The 18,509-nt window shown below is 65.9% G+C and carries 19 protein-coding genes; 2 read left to right on the forward strand and 17 right to left on the reverse strand.

Annotated elements, in window-relative coordinates; all coding sequences use genetic code 11:
• The 17 genes from A5651_RS11200 to A5651_RS11280 form a co-directional block, all read right to left on the reverse strand.
• Window positions 1-1,230: a GNAT family N-acetyltransferase gene (locus A5651_RS11200; protein WP_066979739.1), complete on the reverse strand. Its 1,230-nt coding sequence runs from the start codon at window positions 1,228-1,230 to the stop codon at window positions 1-3.
• Complete coding sequence (locus A5651_RS11205; protein ID WP_066979742.1) at window positions 1,230-2,453, reverse strand: acetyl-CoA carboxylase biotin carboxylase subunit family protein; 1,224 nt, start codon at window positions 2,451-2,453, stop codon at window positions 1,230-1,232. The genes A5651_RS11200 and A5651_RS11205 overlap by 1 nt, the downstream gene beginning before the upstream one ends.
• The gene (locus tag A5651_RS11210) at window positions 2,450-3,547 is read right to left on the reverse strand and encodes an Ldh family oxidoreductase (RefSeq protein ID WP_082943703.1); all 1,098 of its coding nucleotides are present in this window, start codon (window positions 3,545-3,547) and stop codon (window positions 2,450-2,452) included. Before A5651_RS11210 ends, A5651_RS11205 begins: the two co-directional genes overlap by 4 nt.
• Complete coding sequence (locus tag A5651_RS11215) at window positions 3,544-5,130, reverse strand: GNAT family N-acetyltransferase (protein ID WP_082943704.1); 1,587 nt, start codon at window positions 5,128-5,130, stop codon at window positions 3,544-3,546. The genes A5651_RS11210 and A5651_RS11215 overlap by 4 nt, the downstream gene beginning before the upstream one ends.
• Window positions 5,127-6,461, reverse strand: coding sequence for a KamA family radical SAM protein (locus A5651_RS11220; protein ID WP_066979745.1), 1,335 nt, complete (start codon window positions 6,459-6,461; stop codon window positions 5,127-5,129). The genes A5651_RS11215 and A5651_RS11220 overlap by 4 nt, the downstream gene beginning before the upstream one ends.
• Window positions 6,458-7,459 carry a diiron oxygenase gene (locus A5651_RS11225; protein ID WP_231988654.1) on the reverse strand — a complete coding sequence of 334 codons (1,002 nt, stop codon included), beginning with the start codon at window positions 7,457-7,459 and terminating at the stop codon, window positions 6,458-6,460. The genes A5651_RS11220 and A5651_RS11225 overlap by 4 nt, the downstream gene beginning before the upstream one ends.
• Before the next feature lie 2 nt (window positions 7,460-7,461).
• Complete coding sequence (locus tag A5651_RS11230) at window positions 7,462-8,244, reverse strand: TauD/TfdA family dioxygenase (protein WP_082943711.1); 783 nt, start codon at window positions 8,242-8,244, stop codon at window positions 7,462-7,464.
• A 111-nt stretch (window positions 8,245-8,355) separates the two neighbouring features.
• Window positions 8,356-8,760: an HIT family protein gene (locus A5651_RS11235; protein ID WP_066980003.1), complete on the reverse strand. Its 405-nt coding sequence runs from the start codon at window positions 8,758-8,760 to the stop codon at window positions 8,356-8,358.
• A gap of 10 nt (window positions 8,761-8,770) precedes the next feature.
• Window positions 8,771-9,628, reverse strand: a complete 858-nt coding sequence (locus A5651_RS11240; protein WP_082943705.1) for an SDR family NAD(P)-dependent oxidoreductase — start codon at window positions 9,626-9,628, stop codon at window positions 8,771-8,773.
• On the reverse strand, window positions 9,624-10,058 hold the full coding sequence (locus tag A5651_RS11245; RefSeq protein WP_066979751.1) for a nuclear transport factor 2 family protein: 435 nt from the start codon (window positions 10,056-10,058) through the stop codon (window positions 9,624-9,626). The genes A5651_RS11240 and A5651_RS11245 overlap by 5 nt, the downstream gene beginning before the upstream one ends.
• Before the next feature lie 8 nt (window positions 10,059-10,066).
• On the reverse strand, window positions 10,067-11,197 hold the full coding sequence (locus A5651_RS11250) for an NDMA-dependent alcohol dehydrogenase (protein WP_066979752.1): 1,131 nt from the start codon (window positions 11,195-11,197) through the stop codon (window positions 10,067-10,069).
• A 91-nt stretch (window positions 11,198-11,288) separates the two neighbouring features.
• On the reverse strand, window positions 11,289-11,834 hold the full coding sequence (locus A5651_RS11255) for a nuclear transport factor 2 family protein (RefSeq protein WP_066979755.1): 546 nt from the start codon (window positions 11,832-11,834) through the stop codon (window positions 11,289-11,291).
• Window positions 11,835-11,847: 13 nt separating this feature from the next.
• Window positions 11,848-12,051 (reverse strand): ferredoxin, encoded by a 204-nt coding sequence (locus A5651_RS11260; protein ID WP_082943706.1) that lies wholly within the window; start codon window positions 12,049-12,051, stop codon window positions 11,848-11,850.
• Window positions 12,052-12,056: 5 nt separating this feature from the next.
• Window positions 12,057-13,409, reverse strand: coding sequence for a cytochrome P450 (locus A5651_RS11265; RefSeq protein ID WP_066979758.1), 1,353 nt, complete (start codon window positions 13,407-13,409; stop codon window positions 12,057-12,059).
• Window positions 13,410-13,431: 22 nt separating this feature from the next.
• A complete protein-coding gene (locus A5651_RS11270; RefSeq protein ID WP_066979761.1) occupies window positions 13,432-14,256 on the reverse strand; it encodes an SDR family oxidoreductase in 825 nt (274 codons plus the stop codon).
• Between the two features lie 8 nt (window positions 14,257-14,264).
• Window positions 14,265-15,476 carry a cytochrome P450 gene (locus A5651_RS11275; RefSeq protein WP_066979764.1) on the reverse strand — a complete coding sequence of 404 codons (1,212 nt, stop codon included), beginning with the start codon at window positions 15,474-15,476 and terminating at the stop codon, window positions 14,265-14,267.
• A complete protein-coding gene (locus A5651_RS11280; protein ID WP_066979767.1) occupies window positions 15,473-16,069 on the reverse strand; it encodes a TetR/AcrR family transcriptional regulator in 597 nt (198 codons plus the stop codon). Before A5651_RS11280 ends, A5651_RS11275 begins: the two co-directional genes overlap by 4 nt.
• Window positions 16,070-16,254: 185 nt before the next feature.
• On the opposite strand from A5651_RS11280, the gene A5651_RS11285 reads away from it, so the two are divergent.
• Both A5651_RS11285 and A5651_RS11290 read left to right on the forward strand, forming a co-directional pair.
• On the forward strand, window positions 16,255-17,721 hold the full coding sequence (locus A5651_RS11285; protein ID WP_066980009.1) for an aldehyde dehydrogenase: 1,467 nt from the start codon (window positions 16,255-16,257) through the stop codon (window positions 17,719-17,721).
• Between the two features lie 34 nt (window positions 17,722-17,755).
• A complete protein-coding gene (locus A5651_RS11290) occupies window positions 17,756-18,508 on the forward strand; it encodes an SDR family oxidoreductase (RefSeq protein ID WP_066979770.1) in 753 nt (250 codons plus the stop codon).
• The last annotated feature ends 1 nt before the right edge of the window (window position 18,509 follow it).

Genomic DNA, 18,509 nt, shown 5'->3' on the forward strand with positions numbered 1-18,509 from the left:
TCAGGCCTCCGAACTTGTGGCGAGGGTGAATTGGGAGGGCAGGGGTGGCGCGGGATAACCGACGAGCTCGAGCTGGCGTTCCATGGTCTTCGACTGCAGCGCAAGCACTTCGCGGAATGTGTCGGCTTGTGCACCGCCGAACGAGAACCAGCCCCACCGGGGCCGCAGTTCGCAGCCGCGGGTGATCTTGGCCTCGTAGGCCGCCATGCCGTAGTGGATCCGCCGGACGCCGTTCTGCAGCGCCCACCGCACCGTCTCGTGGTAGTCGACGGCGAAATAGCAACCCCGGGCGTCCGGGAGGGTGCCGCCGGTGCGGGCGAACAGCGCGTCGCGGCCCCGCAGGTAGACACTGAAGCTGGCCACTTCGTCACCGCGCTCAGCGGTGAGGACGACGCAGTCCTCACCCAGGTCGTCGCGAAGGGCGTCGAGGTCTCGTCGGACCCGGTCGGCGCCGCCGGGTAAGCCGTACTTCGCTCGGTGGGCGACTTGCAGGCCGACCAGGTCCTCGCTGAAGGCCTCCGGCCCCGTACGAACGACGGTGCGGTATCCGTCAGAGTCGTAGGCGCGCAGCTCCTTTCGAGCCTGGTATCGACGTCGCTTGGACAGGGCCGCCAGATAGCCGTCCCAGTCGGCGACCGGAAGATCGTGCACCGCTTCGGCGCCCAGCAGCGTGGGCTGGTAGCCGAGGCGAGTTGCAGCCTCGTCGACGTCGTGCGCCTCGGGCTCACCGACGTACAACATCGCGACACTGCGGCAGCCCAAGTCCTCGGCTGCCGACAGCAGCAACTCGGGGAGTGCGGCCATGACGGCGGTGCGTGCCTCAAGGTTGCGACCGGGTGCGTGCACGATCCCGTGGTGGTTGCCGAAGGTGCCCAGCGTCAACGAGGGATACTGGTCCGAACGGGCAAGACCCACCGTGAGTTCGGTCCAGCGGTGCTGATCACACGGATCGAGCAGATCGGGCTCGGCCATCGCTCCGGCCGAACCGGCGAGCTTCGGCGGGTCGTAGAAGAGAAGGCCGCCGGGGGCGTTCGTGATCAGCAGCGGTGCGAGGGCGACGGCCTGCTCGTGGTGACGCACTTCGAGATAGCGGACCTCATGCAGGTCTGTGCGTTCGGTGTAGCGCCACCAGCGGGCGTCTTCCCAGATGACCTGCGGTTCGGCAAGCCCGGCGAAGTGCTGTGCGGTCGGGCGCGTGCCGGGCGGCAGCAGACGGGCCGAGTAGGTCATCACACACCCTCCGACAATTCGTTGTCCCACCTGAACCCGGCGATCACCGCCGCGGCGGTCGTGCTGATCTTCTGGGTGAGCGACATGCCATCGGTGGCGGTGAGTACCCAGCTGGCCAGGAAGTCGGCGGACTTACGCTGCTGGTAGCGGTCGTTGTCCCAGTCGTCGCCGACAAAGCTGTTCAGGACAAAGTCGGCTGCGCCCGAGGGCTTTTCGGGAAGGGCCGACACCCGGCCCCGGCGTGGCGGAACGCCGTAGAAGGCAGCGAGGGGCGCCGTCTGCGCATGCGTGGCGATAGCGTGGAGATCGGTGGGCAGTCCACATTCCACGCGCGCCCACATCTCGCGCGGGTCGACGCCGAGAATCTGGTGGAGCATGCGGGGAATCGGACCGCCGCCGATGCGTGCGGCGACTTCGCACAACACGATCTCGCCGTGGCCGGTGACGAAGAACTCGGCATGCACGCAGATGGTTCGCGGTGACGGCAGAGCATCGACCAACCGCCATGTTTCGGATATCAACAGCTTGCTCACCGGATCGTCGGGGGACAGCGTGCGGGAGCCGAACGGCGCGTCTGTCCAGTGCTCGAGGCAGCCTTGTCCGGTGTAGTGGGAGGCGACGGCGGCGATGGGCACGCCCATGACCCGGAACGCGTCGACGTGGTGGAGAACGCCGTCGACGAACTCCTCCACCTGATAGGGCTCGCTCGCCACGACCTCGGCGAGATCGGCGGCCTGCTGCGGGGTTTCGAGCACATGGACCCCGGTGGAGCCCGAGCCGCCGCGAGGTTTGACGACGACGCGCCCCGGATGGGAGGCCATGAAATCGGTGATCTCGCCGGCCTCGGTCACCTCCGCGAATTCCGGGACGCGGATACCCGCCGCTTGGGCGTACTTCTTCATCAGGATCTTGTCGCGGTAGGCGACTGCGGCGATGCTGTCGAGTCCGGGCAGCTTGAATTCGTTGCGCAGCACCGCTGCGCGTTCGACGTCGACTTCGGCCAACGCCAGGATTGCCTGGGGTCGGTGGCGCCTGGCTGCCACCTGTGCCGCGGCAAGTACCGCGTCGTCGTCGGTGTAGTCAGCGACATGGACGACGTCGGCGAATCCTTCGCCTACTGCGACGCCCTCGGCAGTGATCGCGACCAGGCGTCCGTTGAGTTCCGGCAGCCAATCAGCAAGTGGCAGAGCCGCATTGCGGGGGCTGATCAAGACGAGGATCACGATGCGGCCGCCTTCGTGGTTGAGGTGACGACTGGACCCGCCAGGTTGTGACGGGCGGCCACGTCGGCGAGAATCTTCCCGGTCCGCGCGTCCAGCGTGATGCCGTCGCGCCGGCGGCCGCGCTCGTGTGCGCGTTGCGGGTCGCCGGGGCACAACACCGGCTCATCGGGTTCGGCGGGGGCGGCTGCCCGCACCGTGCTCAGCATGCCCGCCAGGCCTGTCGCGAAGTCGGCGCTGCCGGCGAATGCGATTGGATCGAGTGCCAGCACCAGGTGGCCGACCCCCCGGCTCCGGCCCGGCGTGCCCTCGCCGACCTGCGCGAGCTGCCAGTCCGGCGGTGTTCCGGTCAGCACACTGCCAAGCAGCGTGACCGCCATTGCCAGACCCTGGCCCTTGTAACCGCCGAGCGGGGACAGCGCGTAGGCCTCGTCGGGGTCGGTGGTGACGCTACCGGCATCGTCGGTGACCCACCCGGTCTCCAGCGGAATCCCCTGCGACCGGCGATGTTTGACCTGCCCGAAGCAGACTTGGCTGGTCGCCATGTCGAGGGCGAACTCGTCGTCGTCGGTGGCGGCGGCCACACTGATGGGGTTGGTGCCGAACAGCGGCTCCACACCGCCGAAGGGTGCCACCCGCGATGCCGCCGATGTGACGGCGATGCCGACCAGCCCGTGGCGGGCGAGCCTGCGGGTGTACACCGAGGCCGCACCGAAGTGGTTCGAGTTGCGCACGCCGACCGCTGCGACGCCGTACGCGCGGGCGCGCGATTCGGCATGTCGCGCGGCAGTCAGTCCGGCGTGCACGCCGAGCGCGCCGTCGGCATCGAGCATGATCCCCGCCCCGCGGTCACGAACCACCTGAATCTCGGGCTTGGCGTTGGCAACTCCGGTCGCCAATTCGTCGAGGTACTGCGGAAGCAGCCGCAGCCCGTGCGTGTCGATGCCGCGCAGCGAGGTGTCGACGAGGGCGTCGGCGACGTCAGCGGCCTGGCGCGGGTGCATTCCGGCATCGGTGAGCGCCAGGCGTGTGAGCGAGCGGGCCACCTGGTCGACAATCACAACACCGTGCAACTGCGGGATGGGGGAGGAAGTCATGGTTCGAATCGTCGCGGGTTGCGGCCGGTTACGTAATCAGCGCGAAGCCAGATTCGGCTGACGAAAGGGCAGGGTTTCGTGTCCTCAGGTAAGGTCGTGCGGCACCAGTACATGAAGACGTGTGCCCCGATGCCCGGCATGTCGAATTCCTCCCCGAGCGTTTGGAATCCGTGCTTGCGGTAGAAGGCTGCGACCGAGGTTCGGGCATTGCACCAGACGACGTCGGCGCCCGACAGCGCGGCATGGGTGACGGCCGTGCGCAACAGCGCGCTGCCCGCGCCGGTGCCGCGGATCTCGTCGACGGTCGCCATGCCGCGCAGCCGCCAGCCGCGGCCCCGGGCCAGTCCCGGCACCGTGACCTCAGCGGGCGGATCTTCGCGATAGATCGACGCCGCGCCCGCGGGACGCCCGCGGTGAAGCGCGGCGAAATGCCGCGCATCGGGCTGGTTGTCCTCGGCGTACGAGCAGAGTTCCGGTGGCTGACCGGGGCGCAGCACTTGTCTACGAATCGGCCACAGGTCGGCGGCCGGCACCGGACGCACGCGCCAGCCCAATGCAGCCGGATCGGGGAGATAGCCCGATCCAGGCCGGTTGGGCACCGTGATGGCGCCGTGGTCGTCGAGCATCAGACCGTCGCCGGTGTTCACCGCGAGCAGGTCGACGACGTCGACGTCCAGATGGTCGGCCAGAGCACCGAGGTGGGCGGTGGCCGATACGCCGGCCGCGGATTCGGGCATGCAGCCGAGCATCGTCACCAGCCCTCGCCTTCGCGCCGCGCGCAGCAGCGTCAACGACGGTGTGATACCGCCGGCTTTCATCGGTTTGACGTTGATGCCGTGAAACGCATCGGTACAGGCGTCGAGATCCGCAGGCGAGGTGATGCTTTCGTCGGCTATCACCGGAATCGGGCTCGACTCCTTGAGAATTCGGGCGTGGCCCCATGCCGCGCGGGGAAAAGGCTGCTCGATCAGCGTCACGCCGAGCGCCTGAAGTCCGGGCAAGGCCGGAATCACCCGCGACAGCGTCCACCCGCAGTTGCCGTCGATGTAGAACGGCGCGTCGGTGTGGGCACGGAGGCTGCGCAACACGGTGAGATCCGCCGGATCGGCGAGTTTGACCTTGTACGCCGACCAGCCCAGTCGCTCGCGCAGCTTGGCGACCATCACGTCGGGGTCGGCGAGGCCGATGCTGAAGCTCGATCGAAGGCCGCACGGCCGGTCAAGCCCCAGCGCCTTCCACATCGGCACACCCAGCAGCCGTGCATGCAGGTCGTGCACGGCGGTATCGATGGCTGCCAGCGCGAACGTCGACTGTGGTAGTTCGGCGGCCAGCGCCTCCCACACCGCGAACGGCTGGTCCGCGCTCAGTCTCGCAAGCAATGGCGCGACGCGCCGAAAGTCGTTGTGGAGCTGCGGCAGAGCCGAGTTGTAATGGTCGGTCATGAACGCGGACGCCTCACCGAAACCACTGACGCCGTCTTGGCTTACCTCGACGACGACCGCGTGTTGAACGGGGATCGCTTCCCGCGTCGAGCGCCAGAGGTGGCGTTGGGTCAAGCTGATCTCGTGTGTGGTGACCTTCACGACGCCGCAGCTTCGACGGGTGTGCCGAACTCGAAGAACTCGCGGTCACGTGCACTGTACGGGCGGAGGTCGTCCCACCACTCGGCGTGCGGATCGTAGACGGCATGGAAGGGTCTGCCGACCAATTCCGGCCGGCGCGCCTGAAGCATGCGCAGCGCGAAGGCCGGCCCCTGCTCGAGGTCGACCACTCCGTCGACCACCACTTTGCCGGGCGTTGCGGACATCACCGGGCCACGTGCCGTCCGGCCGAGACCCGAAACCCGTTGCAGTGCCTGACGATAAATGTCCACCGCCCGAGTGAGCGGCAGGCCATAGTAGCGGCGGGCGCCGGTGTCGCGTTCGACGAACATGTAGTAGGGCACGATCCGGTTGCGTACCTGGGCCTGCCACAGCTGGGCCCAGGTGTGCGGGTCGTCGTTGACATGCCGCACCACGGGCGCTTGGGCGCGCATCACGGCGCCGGTCGACGACAGCCGCGACAACGCCGCCCGGACCGCATCTGTCTGCAACTCCGCCGCGTGCGACAGGTGCAGCATCATCGCGACATTTTTGCCTGCGGCAGTGAGTCTTTCGAGCAGCCGGAGCAGGTCGTCTGCCTCCGGACCGGCCAGCAGCCGGTACGGCCAGAAAGACAGCGCCTTGGTGCCGATCCGGATTGTCTCGACGTGTTCACGGCCGGGTTCCAGCAAAGGCTCGAGGTAACCGGCGAGGAGATCGGTGCGCATGACCAACGGATCACCGCCGGTGAGCAGCACGTCGGTGACCTCAGGGTGCGCGTTCAGGTACCGCGTCATCGTCTCTGGGCCCGGTACGGCCTGTTTGAGCTCGGGCCGGTCGACGAACTGAGCCCACCGAAAGCAGTACCCGCAGTAGCTGTGACAGGTCTGTCCTTGCCGCGGGAACACCAAAAGCGTTTCGGGGTATTTGTGCTGTAGACCCCAGGCGTCGAGATCGTCGTCCTGAGGCACGTTCATGCTGAGCTGGTTGCTCGGATGGGGGTTCAGCGCGTACTGCACCTTTGTCACGGCCTGGCGGATCGTTTCCTTGTCGCCTGCCCGCACCGCTTCCTCGACCAACTCGAAATGCTCGCCGTCGAGCATGTCGCGGTGTGGAAACGTCAGCCGGTAGATCGGGTCGTCGGGTGCTTTGGTCCAGTCGATCAGCTCGTCGATCACATAGCTGCTGACCTTGAAGGGCAGCACCGCCGAGACCACCCGCGCATCGTGCGCGAGGTGTGGATCACCGGTGCGCTCCGCGATCAGGCGGCAGAGCCGATCTCCGCTGAGTGACCTCGGCGCAAGGGCGGCACGGTCATTCGACAGCTTGATCATTTCTTCACCTCGGCAAGTTCCCAGTCGAAGTCGATGTCGGCTATCACGTCGAGTTCAGACATCAGCGAGTACAGGCCGCTGTAGTCGCGGACGAGCCGTGAGCTGGATTTGTCGGCCTGCACGTCGGCGATCATGGCCTGCCAGCCGGGCACGTTCTCGAACTGCAGGATGGCAGCCCAAGTGGTGTAGTCGGTTGCGACGAAGGCTTCGAGACCGGCGACGAGCATGTCGAGGAAGAAGCGCCGCTTGTCGGCATCGAGCACTCGGTATACGAGCTTGGCCATCTCGTCGCTGATGGAAGCGTGGCAGTATTCGTCGCGGTTGTGCAGCCGCGCTGTGGTGGAGTTCACCACCTGGATGTCCGGATCGTCGGCGAGCAGATCCAGGTACGCGTTGATCGAGATCTCCGAAACCGTCGCGAACGCCAACGTGGTCAGGCTGCGCTGCCACCGCTCGGCGCACTGCGCGCGACGCCGCTGATGCGCACGCGCCGTGTGTGATTCGGGCAGCATCGTGTCGGCGAAGGGGTAGCCCCGCTTGCGCCGGGTCAGCGCGCTGGCGGTGATGTGCATCAGGCTGTGGTACTGCTCGTCGACCATCGCCTGGGCCAGTGCGATCTCCATCTCCTGGCCACCGAGGCCGGGAAACTCGCCCTCCATCACCAGCGCGAAGGCCGGATTGGCGACCCGCTGCTCGGCGAGCACCGTGTGCCGGTTGTAGGCGATCCATGCCCAGCTCAGCAGCCGTGAGCGTAGGTCGCCGGGCAGCTTCTGCCAGGTCGGGTGGTCGCGGAACGGGATGATGCGTTCCGGATAGTCGGGTCGGGCGGCGTCGAACAAGTCGTCGATGTCGGGCTCGGGGCGCTTGACGGTCGCGCGCCGGTGCCAGTTGCCGGCGAGTCGGCGGATGACAGCGCTCTCGGCGGCGTCCTGCGGATCGAATGACGGCAGCCCCGGCAGGTTCACGAAACCGCTTCCGGCTGTGTGCAGTTCACTCATGATCAGGCCCGCCTCCAGTCACCGAACCAGAACCGGGTCAGGTGACGATCGCGGTCGGCGTACTCCGACCTGGCGTGCAGCATGCGCTGGTTGTCCCAGATCAGCAACGCCCCGTCGGGGATCAGCACGCTGGTGCGCAGCTCGCGGAACAGGTCGCTGACCCTGTGGGCCAGGCGACGGCCGGCCTGGCCGAGTGGCAGCTGGGAAGCGTCCACGGTGTTGGAGAGCGCCGGGTCGTAGTCGCCGGTGGTCAGCAGGTTGTAGCTGAATCGGGCAACCGTTTTGCCGGCGTCGTCGGTGCTCAGCATCGTCGTGTGAATGCCGCCCTCGGGCCCGGGGAAGTGCAGTGCCTGCTCGGTCATCAGCGCCAGCTCGTGGGAGTCGAGGGCGGAGCTCAGGCGGCGCACGTCCAGCAGATCGGTGTGGCCACCGCCGCAGCGCGCCTGGCGGTGGCAGAACAGCCCGAGGTAGGCGGGGCTGGGATGCCACCCGGGAGCCTCGGTGTGCGCGAGGATGGTGTTCGCGCTCTGCGAGTACGAGCGGTGGTCGTTTCCGGGGCGGTAGGTCACCTCGTGAGTCAGCCCCCCGTGGTACTGGGGGATCAGGTCGCCGACGGATCGCACGATGTCCTCTGCGGCCTGCAGGGTGCCGACGTCAGGTACGACGACGTAGCCCCACTGGTCCAGGCGGCGCTGGTTCGCATGGCTCAGGGCGATCGTTGCGGTGTGTCCGGCGAACCCGGTGGCAGCCGGGATCGGTTGCGGATCTTGCCAACTCGTAGTCATGACAAAGATCGTCACGGGTCCGCCGTCGGCGGGTAATCGCCACCAGGACACATTCGGTGGCGAACGGGTAAGGTTTTCCTACCTGTCCGGCTAGTAGCCGCTGAGCCGACGTCAGGTCAGGTCGGCCAGTGCCGCCTTGATCTTGGCTTGGGCCTCGTCGAGCGACTCCTTCGACGGGTTCTGATCGGCGTTGGCAAAACCGAAGTCAGCGAGGTCGTTGGTCGGGAAGACGTGCACGTGCAGGTGTGGCACCTCGAGGCCGGCGATGATCACCCCGGCCCGGTCGGCGGGGAACGCTTTGACCACGGCCTTGCCGATCAACTGCGCCACCTCCATTACCCGTCCGAAGACCGCAGGGGCGACGTCCTGCCACTGGTCGATCTCCGCGCGCGGCACCACCAGCGTGTGCCCCTGCGTGATCGGCGCGATCGTCAGGAAAGCGACGATGTCGTCGTCTTCGTAGACGAACCGGCCGGGCAGCTCTCCATTGATGATCTTGGTGAAGACGGTAGCCATGGCCACGAGGCTACTTGGCGATCATCTCGTGGAGCTCGTCGATCGACCACGGCGGCGAATCCGCATGGTCGCGGTACCCGATGAGCGCCGGCGTCTGCCGCTTGAACTCGCCGACGAAACCGCCTGCTGCGATGAAGATGCGCCCGGTGACGTCCTTGGCGCGGTCGTCGGCGAGGTAGGCGTAGATGGGCGCCGCGTACTCCGGAGGTGGCGCGTCGAGCGCGGCCTGTGCGCTCACGTCGTCGAGCAGGCCCCTGCGGTTCAGCGCGGCGATGTGCTGCTCGTACTCCGAACCGGTCGACAGACGCGTCTTCGCCCCTGGACAGACGACGTTCGCACGGACGCCGTGTTCGGCGAGTTCGGCGGCCAGCGCGAGGGTCAATCCGTTCACCCCGCCCTTGCCCGCCGGGTAACCCGTCCCGCCGTAGTCGCCGAGGAATGCGAACGAACTTGTGTTGACGATCGCGCCCCCACCTTGGTTGACCATCTTCGGTGCCGCGGCGCGGCAGGTCTCGAACGTCGTGACAAGGTGTGCGTCGAGCAAGTCACGGAACAGCTCGCTGGTGACGCTCAGGATCGATTCGGCGGCAAGGCCCGGGGTGCCCGCGCAGTTCACCAGGATGTCGATGCGGCCGAATTCACTGATACACCGCTCGATGACTGCGTCCGCTGTGGCGGGATCGGCCGGTGATCCCGGATGGGCGACGGCGCCGTCTATCCGGCTCGCCGCTTCGGCCGCGACGGTACCGTCGCGCCCGTTCACCACGACCCCTGCGCCCTGTTCGGCGAGAAGGGAAGCGACCTCAAAGCCGATTCCGCGTGTTCCGCCGACGACGACGGCACCGCGGCCGGAGAGTGAGCCGCTAATCGCCCTCGCCGTCCGTGACCGGCTTCATCATGTCCATGTTCCAGTAGCCGCGCAGATTGGTCAGCAGACCGGCGTCGTTGACCTTGTAGGTGAACACGCCGCGCACCGCGCTCGACACGCCGTTGTCGAACGTGAAGCGCAGATTCAAGATGTGGGCGATCTCGTGCGGACTGCTCGACGGGAACGTCTCTTCACAGGTGATTCTGATGGTCGCCAACCCAATGCTGTTGTCCCAGAACGATGAGACGCCGTCTTTGCCGCGGACCCCGGTGCCGTCGGGGTTCGTGTAGGCAGGGCCGATGGGGTCCTCGACGGCGACGTCGTCGGCCATCAGCGCCAGCCAGCCGGCCTTGTCTTTGTCGTGCACACAGCGCCACGATCCCTGCGATGCCGCCAGCGCTGGGGTCTGCTCGACCGTTTCCCGCGACATCGGCGGCGTTACCGGTCTTCGTCGGTGTACCGGATGACGCCGCGGATGTTGCGGCCCTCAAGCATGTCCTGGTAGCCCTCGTTGATCTGCTCCAGCTTGTACTGCCGGGTGACCATATCGTCGAGGTTCAGCTTGCCCGCCTTGTACATCGACAGCAGCTGCGGGATGTCGAAGTGCGGGTTGCCGCCACCGAAGATGGTGCCCTGCAGGTTCTTCTGCATCAGCGTGAGCAGCGAAAGGTTGAGCGTCACTTCGGAGCTCGCCATGTTCGCGACTGCGGTGACGACACATGTGCCGCCCTTGGACGTGCAGTTGAGGTAGTTGTCGATGTCCTCGCCTTTGAGTTCGCCGACGGTGATGATCGTCTTGCGTGCCATTCCGCCGGCGGTGACCTCAGCGATCCCGGCCATCGCGGAGAAGACGTCCGGATAGACATGTGTGGCACCGAATTTCAGCGCCTGATCACGCTTCCATTCGATCGGGTCGATCGCGAAGATGTTGCGCGCGCCGGCGTTCACGGCGCCTTGCAGTGCGCCCATGCCGACGCCGCCGATACCGAAGATCGCGACGTCCTCCCCGGGCCGGATGTCGGCGCTGCGCACCGCCGAACCGTAACCGGTGGTGACACCGCAGCCGACGAGGCAGGCGACCTCGAACGGGATCGACGGATCGATCTTCACCACCGAACTCTTGTGCACCACCATGTATGGGCTGAACGTGCCGAGCAGCGTCATCGGGATGACCGGCTTGCCGTCGGCGGTGTGGACGCGGTTGGTGCCGTCGGACACGGCCGTTCCGGTGAGCAGCAGCGCGCCGAGATCGCAGAGGTTGCGCTGACCGCTCTGACAGGTCGGACATTCGCCGCACGACGGGATGAACGACAGCACGACGTGATCGCCGGGGGCGACGTTCTCCACGCCGGGACCGACCTCGAGCACGACGCCTGCGCCCTCATGTCCGCCGAGCACGGGAAACCCGGCCATCGGGATGTCGCCGGTGACCAGATGATGGTCGGAGTGGCACATGCCCGACGCTTCCATCTGGATCTTGACCTCGTCCTTGACGGGGTCGCCGATCTCTATCTCCTCGATCTGCCACGGCTGGTTGAACTCATAGATGAGAGCGCCTTTTGTCTTCATCCCGTGCCTTCCGTTAGAGCCTGTCAGGCCAGACTAGAACCATTAGTTAAGTGGGTCACACGCACCCCCAAGCAACCGCTTGGCCGGGAGCTCACCAGATCGGTACCGGCGCCTCGCCCAGCGGGTAGTAACCGGGCAGCTTCTCGCCCACCACCGAACGCTCGATGCGCTTCTGCATGCCCTCGCTGAGGTCGCCCGATTCGATGAGCTTGCCGAACATGTGGGCCACGTGGCCGAAGTCGAAGAAGTCCCGCTGCCACTCGATTTTCAAGTTTCCGTCGAGCCGGAACCAGCTGCCGCCGATGCCGTAGATCTCGTCGCGGCTACCGTCGGATTTGTTGACGATCTGCTTCCAGAAGCCAACGATCTCGCCCTGTCTATCGTCGACGAGCACCTTCTGATACTCGTAGTTCCAGTTCTCCAGGCCTTCCATCTCCAGACCCAGCGCGACGTCACGGATCTCGTCTTTGCCGACGCACATCACGTCTTCCTTCGGGCCGATGTTCCAGCCGTAGGTGGCGTCATCGGTGTAGAAGTCCGCCAGCGGCTTCCAGTCACCGTTGCGTTCGCAGGCGCGGTTGGCTTCCAGCCATTCCTCGACCCATTCGTCGAGATCCTCGCGGGGCAGTGACGGCATTGGCGTGACCTTTCTAGTCCTCTTCTTTGATGGAGAGTGCTTGTGTGGGGCACGCCCACACTGCGTGTTCGACTTCGGCCCGGTCGTCCTCCGGCGCGGTGTCTTTGAGGATTTCGACCTTGCCGCGCTTGGGCACCCTGAAGTAGTCAGGGGATTCGAGTTCGCACATGGCGTGGCCCTGGCACAGGTCCAGATCGACCTCGATCCTGATGCCCACGGTGCCTACTTCGTCCGGCGGCAGTAGCGGGCCTTCGCCGGGCGGGCCAACTGCACCACCATCTTCGAGTGGTCGTTGCGGTAGCTCTCGGGCGGCTGCCCCATCTCGAACTCGTACTCGCGCAACAGAACCGAGAAGATCGCCTTGATCTGCATTTGCGCGAACGCCGCGCCGACGCACCGGTGCCGCCCCGCCCCGAAGGGTATCCAGGTCCAGCGGTTGACGATGTCGGCCTGTTCGGGCTTGTTGTAGCGGTCCGGCTTGAACGCGTCGGGCTCAGGGAAGTCCTCGGGGATCCTGTTGCTGATCGCCGGTGAGGCCGCGACGAAATCACCCTTGTGGATCGGGAAGCCGGCCACCTCGAATTCGCCCTGGGCCACCCGCATCAAGATGATCAGCGGCGGGTGCAGCCGCAGGGTTTCCTTGACGACATTGTCGAGCTTCGGGATCTGTCGCAGCGCATGGAAGCTGACCTCTTGGCCGTCGGCGTAGAGCTCGTCGAGCTCGTCCTGCACCTCGGCGTACACGTCGGGGTGGCGGATCAACTCGATCAGCGTCCACGCCGATGTCCCCGAGCTGGTGTGGTGGCCGGCGAACATCAGCGAGATGAACATGCCGGTGACCTCGTCGGCGGAGAACCGCGGATTGCCGTCGTCGTCGTTGATCGACACCAGCACGTCGAGCATGTCGCGGTCGGCCTTGTCCTTCGGCGGGTTGGCCAGCCGCTGATTCATGATGTCCTGAACAAGCGCAACGAGTTTCACGCGTGCCTCGTCGCGGCGCTTGAAGCTCTCAATCGGCAGGTACGGATCGACGTAGCACAGCGGATCGGTGCCGCGTTCGAGCTCGTGGTAGTACTCGGCGAACCGGTGGTCGAGCTGTTCGCGGAACTTCAGCCCGATCAGGCACGCCGTCGAGGTGTAGATGGTCAGCTCGGCGAAGAAGTCGAGGAGCTCGACCTCGCCTTCGTCACCCCAGTCGGCGATCATCTTCTTGACTTCGCCTTCGATGGTGGCGGCATGGCCCTTCATCTGCTCGCCGCGCAGCGCTGAATTGTGCAGCATCTCTTTACGGCGTTCGGGGCTGGCGTCGAACACCACACCCTTGCCGAAGATCGGCGTCATGAACGGGTAGGCCTCGGCCTGATCGAGATCCTCATCGGCCGAACGGAAGAAGAACTCGTTGGCTTCGGCGCCGGACAGCAGGATGACATGCTTGTCGACCAGTTGGAACCAGCCCACGTCGCCGCATTCGTCGCGGAGTCGCTTCATCAAACCGATCGGGTCGGTGCGGAACTCTTCGAGGTGGCCGTGCTCTTCTTCGCCGCCCGACACCCGGGGCACGATCGCTGTCGTCATACCGCTCCTCGCGTGCGCATGGTCATTTCAGGTTCTCCTCGTTCAGCTTCAGCTGCTGGCGGTCCTTGGGCGCCGACGCCAACGGGGCTTCGGGTTGGAGCTCCATGTTGGCGATGTAGCCCCCCCGCGGTGTCTCGGCGACGAACACGATGGCGCGCGCGAGATCCGATGCCCGCAGGAAGTAGTCGTGGCGGGCCTGCCCCCACTTGGCCCAGTCCGCCAGCGCCGGACCGATTTTCTCGGCAGGCAGGCTCCAGCCCATGCCCGTCTTCGTCGGACCGGGATGCACGATCGACGCCCGCACACCGCTGCCCTCCAGTTCCATCTGGAAGTTGTTCACCATCGCGACGAGGCCGGCCTTGGCCGCGCCGTAAGCGCCCATGTGCGGACGCTGGCGCAGCGACACGTCGGAGCCGACGAAGATCAGGTCTCCGCGTTGCCGCTCGATCATGCCCGGCAGCACCGCCGACGCCAGCCGGTTGGCCCCCACCAGATGGATCTGCAGCTGGGAGTTGAATTCGTCGGGCGTGATCTCGTCGAGCTTGCCGAAAAAGGTGTCACCGGCGCCGGCCACCAGCACCTCGATATCGCCGAGCGCGTCGACCGCCTGCGACACAAAGGATTTCACCGAGTTCGGATCGGTGACGTCGAGATGGAACCCGACGGCCTCGCCGCCGTCGGCCTGGATCTTGCCGACCAGCTCGGTGAGCTTCTCGACACGGCGCGCGCCGAGCGCCACAGGGAATCCGCGGGCGGCGAATTCGATGGCGGCGGCTTCACCGATGCCCGACGATGCGCCCGCGACGATCACGGGCCTGCGGTCGGGAAGGGGTTCGAAGCGGGGCATATCTGCCTTCAGTGGGTTTGGACGGTGATCGGAAGGTGAGCGAACCCGCGGACATTGCTGGAGTGGACGCGGACGGCGTTGGCCTCGTCGACCTCATATCCGCGGATTCGCTTGAACAACTCGGTCAGCGCCACCCTGGCCTCCATGCGGGCCAGGTGGGCCCCGAGGCAGAAGTGGGCACCGCTGCCGAAACTCAGGAGCTTCGAGCCGATTTCGCGGCCGATGACAAAGTCGTCGGGGCGGTCGAACACCCGCTCGTCGCGGTGCCCGGAACCCGGTAACAGCAGCAGGGCGTCGCCGTCGGGAATGGTGGTGTCGTAGAGCGTCAACTCCCCGGCGACCGTGCGCGCCAGAATCTGGCTCGACGTGTCGTAGCGAAGCGTCTCTTCGACCCACAACGGGATCCGGTCGAGGTTCTCATACAGCGGTGCCAGCTGGTCGGGATTGCGGTAACCCCAGAACGCCGCGTTGGCAAGCAGTTTCGTGGTCGTCTCGTTGCCGGCGATCACCATCAGGAACATGAATCCCAGGATTTCGTCGTCGGTCAGTCGGTCGCCGTCGATCTCGGCTTCCAACAGCGCCGAGGTCAGGTCATCGGTCAGCTTCTTGCGGCGCTGGGCGACCATCTCCTGGTAGTAGACGATCAGGTTGATCGACGCCTCGACGGCGGCCGGTGGCACATCGGTCACACCCTCGTCGCGATGCATGACGCCGTCCGCCCAGGCGCGCACCTGGGTGCGGTCGTTCTCGGGCACACCCATCAGCTCGGAGATGACGTCCATCGGCAGCTTTCCCGCGAATTCGTCGACGTAGTCGACCGTTCCGCCCGCGGCCTTCTCCAACATGATGTCCAGATGGTTCGTCGCGATCTCGGTGACGCGGGGCTCCAACTCACGAATCCGGCGCGGCGTGAACCCTTTCGACACCAGGGTGCGCAATCGCAGGTGTGCGGGGTCGTCCATCGCCAGAAAGGACATTGTCTTGGACGCATGCGGGCCGCGTGAGGCGGGGTCCAGCGACACCCCGAACTTGTTGGACAGCGTCGTGCTGTTGCGGAAGCCGTGCAGAACGTCCTGATGACGCGACAGCGCCCAGAACCCCAGTTCCTCGTTGTGATAGAGCGGTGCCTCGTAGCGCAACCGCTTATAGTACGGGTACGGATCCTCGTGGAAGTCGTAGTCGTACGGGTCGAGGATCGCGTCGCTGGTGTATGCGGTCATTGCACCTCTCCGAGGATGAGCCCTACCACGTAGCTGAGCCGGTCGGCGATCTCGCGGTAACTGACATAGCCGCTGCCCGCGTGGACCAGCGCGCCGAAGTAGGTCATCTCGAGGGCTGAGATCGTCCGCGGGTCGGCGTCGGGGCCCATCGCCGAGCGGATGCGGCGGTGGATCTCGGCGCCGATCCGGTCGCGCACGCCGATCACCGCCGAGTCGTTGCTGCTGAGCAAGGCGGTGGTGCAGGCGGCGGCGACCTCGGGTTCGTCGGCGATCATCAGAGTCATTGCGCGCAGGGCCTTCTCGACGCGCGTCGGGGTGCTGTCGTTGACGTCGGTGAAGTAGGGCACCTGGCGCATCAAATCCAGATAGACCTCGGCGATCAGGTGGTTCTTCGACGAGAAGTAGGTGTAGGCCGTCGCGGGCGCCACCTTGGCGCGAGCGGCGACCGCACGCACGGTCAGGTCGGCATACGAGGACTCCCGCAGCATCTCCACACCCGCGGCGAGGACCTTGCGGAACGTCTCTTCCTGCCGCCGGTTGCGAGGTGTTGCCCCACTCTGGTCGGTGACAGTGACCACGGCATCGCTGGACACATGTCCAAGTTATCGGACCGATACGGCGGCTAGCAAGTGGGTGCGGTAAAAGCCCTGCATATCGCCTATTTCTCCGGCGGTGCCTGAGGACTTCAGCGGTCCAACCTTGCTTCTGACGCCCCGAGGCGGCTATCGTGCGATTGACGTTAGTCGGACAGTTGTCCAGCAATCAAATGGGAGTCGGTATGGGGATGCTGGCCGATCGCCAGAGTCAATTGCTCATCGACGGGAAGCTGGTGGCAGGCAACGCTGGCACCTTCCCGACGGTCAACCCGGCCACCGAGGAAGTCCTGGGTGTGGCCGCCGACGCGAGCGCCGAGGACATGGAGCGCGCGATCGAGACCGCCCGCCGCGCGTTCGACGAAACCGACTGGTCCACCAACACCGAACTGCGAGTGCGCTCCGTCCGGCAGCTGCAGCAAGCGATGCGAGACCACATCGAAGAGCTGCGCGAGCTGACCATCTCCGAGGTGGGGGCGCCGCGGATGCTGACGTCGGCCGCCCAGCTCGAAGGGCCCGTCGAAGACCTCAGCTTCGGCGCCGACACCGCCGAATCCTACGAATGGTCAACCGATTTCGGGATCGCCTCACCGATGGGAATCAAGACCCATAGGACCATCGCCCGTGAAGCGGTCGGTGTGGTCGGCGCCATCACGCCGTGGAACTTCCCCCATCAGATCAACCTCGCCAAGCTCGGACCGGCGCTGGCGGCGGGCAACACCGTCGTCCTCAAGCCCGCACCCGACACACCATGGTGCGCAGCGATTTTGGGTGAGCTGATCACCGAGCACACCGATATTCCACCCGGCGTCGTCAACATCGTCACCGCCAGTGACCACAGCGTCGGCGCGCTGCTGTCGAAGGATCCGCGCGTCGACATGGTGTCGTTCACCGGCTCGACGAACACCGGCCGCGCCGTGATGTCCGACGGGTCGGCGACGCTGAAGAAGGTGTTCCTGGAGCTCGGTGGCAAGTCGGCGTTTCTAGTCCTCGACGACGCCGATCTCGCCGGCGCCTGCTCGATGTCGGCGTTCACCGCGGCGATGCACGCGGGGCAGGGCTGTGCGATCACCACCCGGCTGGTGGTGCCGCGCGCCCGCTACGACGAGGCGGTCGAGGCCGCGGCGGCCACCATGGGCGGGCTCAAGCCTGGCGACCCGAGCGACGCGGGAACCGTTTGCGGACCGGTGATCTCGGCCCGGCAGCGCGATCGGGTTCAGGGCTATCTGGATTCAGCCGTCCAAGAGGGCGGCACGTTCGCGTGCGGCGGCGGACGTCCCGCCGACCGCGACACCGGTTTCTTCATCGAACCGACGGTCATCGCGGGCCTCGACAACAACGCCAAGGTAGCGCGGGAGGAGATCTTCGGTCCGGTGCTGACGGTGATCGCCCACGACGGTGACGACGACGCCGTGCGCATCGCCAACGATTCGCCCTACGGGTTGTCGGGCACCGTGTTCAGCTCTGACCCGGCGCGTGCATTGGGTGTGGCCGCACGACTGCGCGTCGGCACGGTCAACATCAACGGCGGCGTCTGGTATTCGGCCGACATGCCGTTCGGCGGCTACAAGCAGTCTGGCATCGGCCGGGAGATGGGGCTGGCGGGCTTTGAGGAGTACCTCGAGATCAAGGCCATTGCCACAGCGGTGTAACGCCGACAACCGGCCAGTCGGGAGAAAGGGAAACATGGGACAGTTCGACGAGAAGGTGGCGATCGTCACCGGTGCAGGCGGCGGTATCGGGCAGGCGTACGCGGAGGCGCTCGCCCGCGAGGGCGCCGCCGTCGTCGTCGCCGACATCAACACCGAGGGCGCGCAGAAGGTCGCCGACGGCATCAAGGCCGAGGGTGGAAACGCGCTCGCCGTGCACGTCGACGTCTCCGATCCCGACTCAGCCAAGGAGATGGCCGCCCAGACGCTCTCGGAGTTCGGCGGCATCGACTACCTGGTCAACAATGCGGCGATCTTCGGCGGCATGAAGCTCGACTTCTTGATCACCGTCGACTGGGATTACTACAAGAAGTTCATGAGCGTGAACCTCGACGGCGCGCTGGTGTGCACAAGGGCGGTCTACCGCAAGATGGCCAAGCGCGGCGGCGGTGCGATCGTCAACCAGTCGTCGACCGCGGCGTGGCTGTACTCGAATTACTACGGCCTGGCCAAGGTAGGCATCAACGGGCTGACGCAGCAGCTGGCGACCGAACTCGGCGGCCAGAACATCCGTGTGAACGCGATCGCGCCGGGGCCCATCGACACCGAGGCCAACCGGTCGACGACGCCCAAGGAGATGGTCGACGACATCGTGAAGCGAATCCCGTTGTCGCGCATGGGTGAACCGGAGGATCTGGTCGGCATGTGCCTGTTTTTGCTGTCGGATCAGGCGAAGTGGATCACCGGGCAGATCTTCAACGTCGACGGCGGTCAGATCATCAGGTCCTGAG

It is taken from the genome of Mycobacterium sp. 1274761.0, from assembly GCF_001668615.1.
GTDB lineage: Bacteria > Actinomycetota > Actinomycetes > Mycobacteriales > Mycobacteriaceae > Mycobacterium.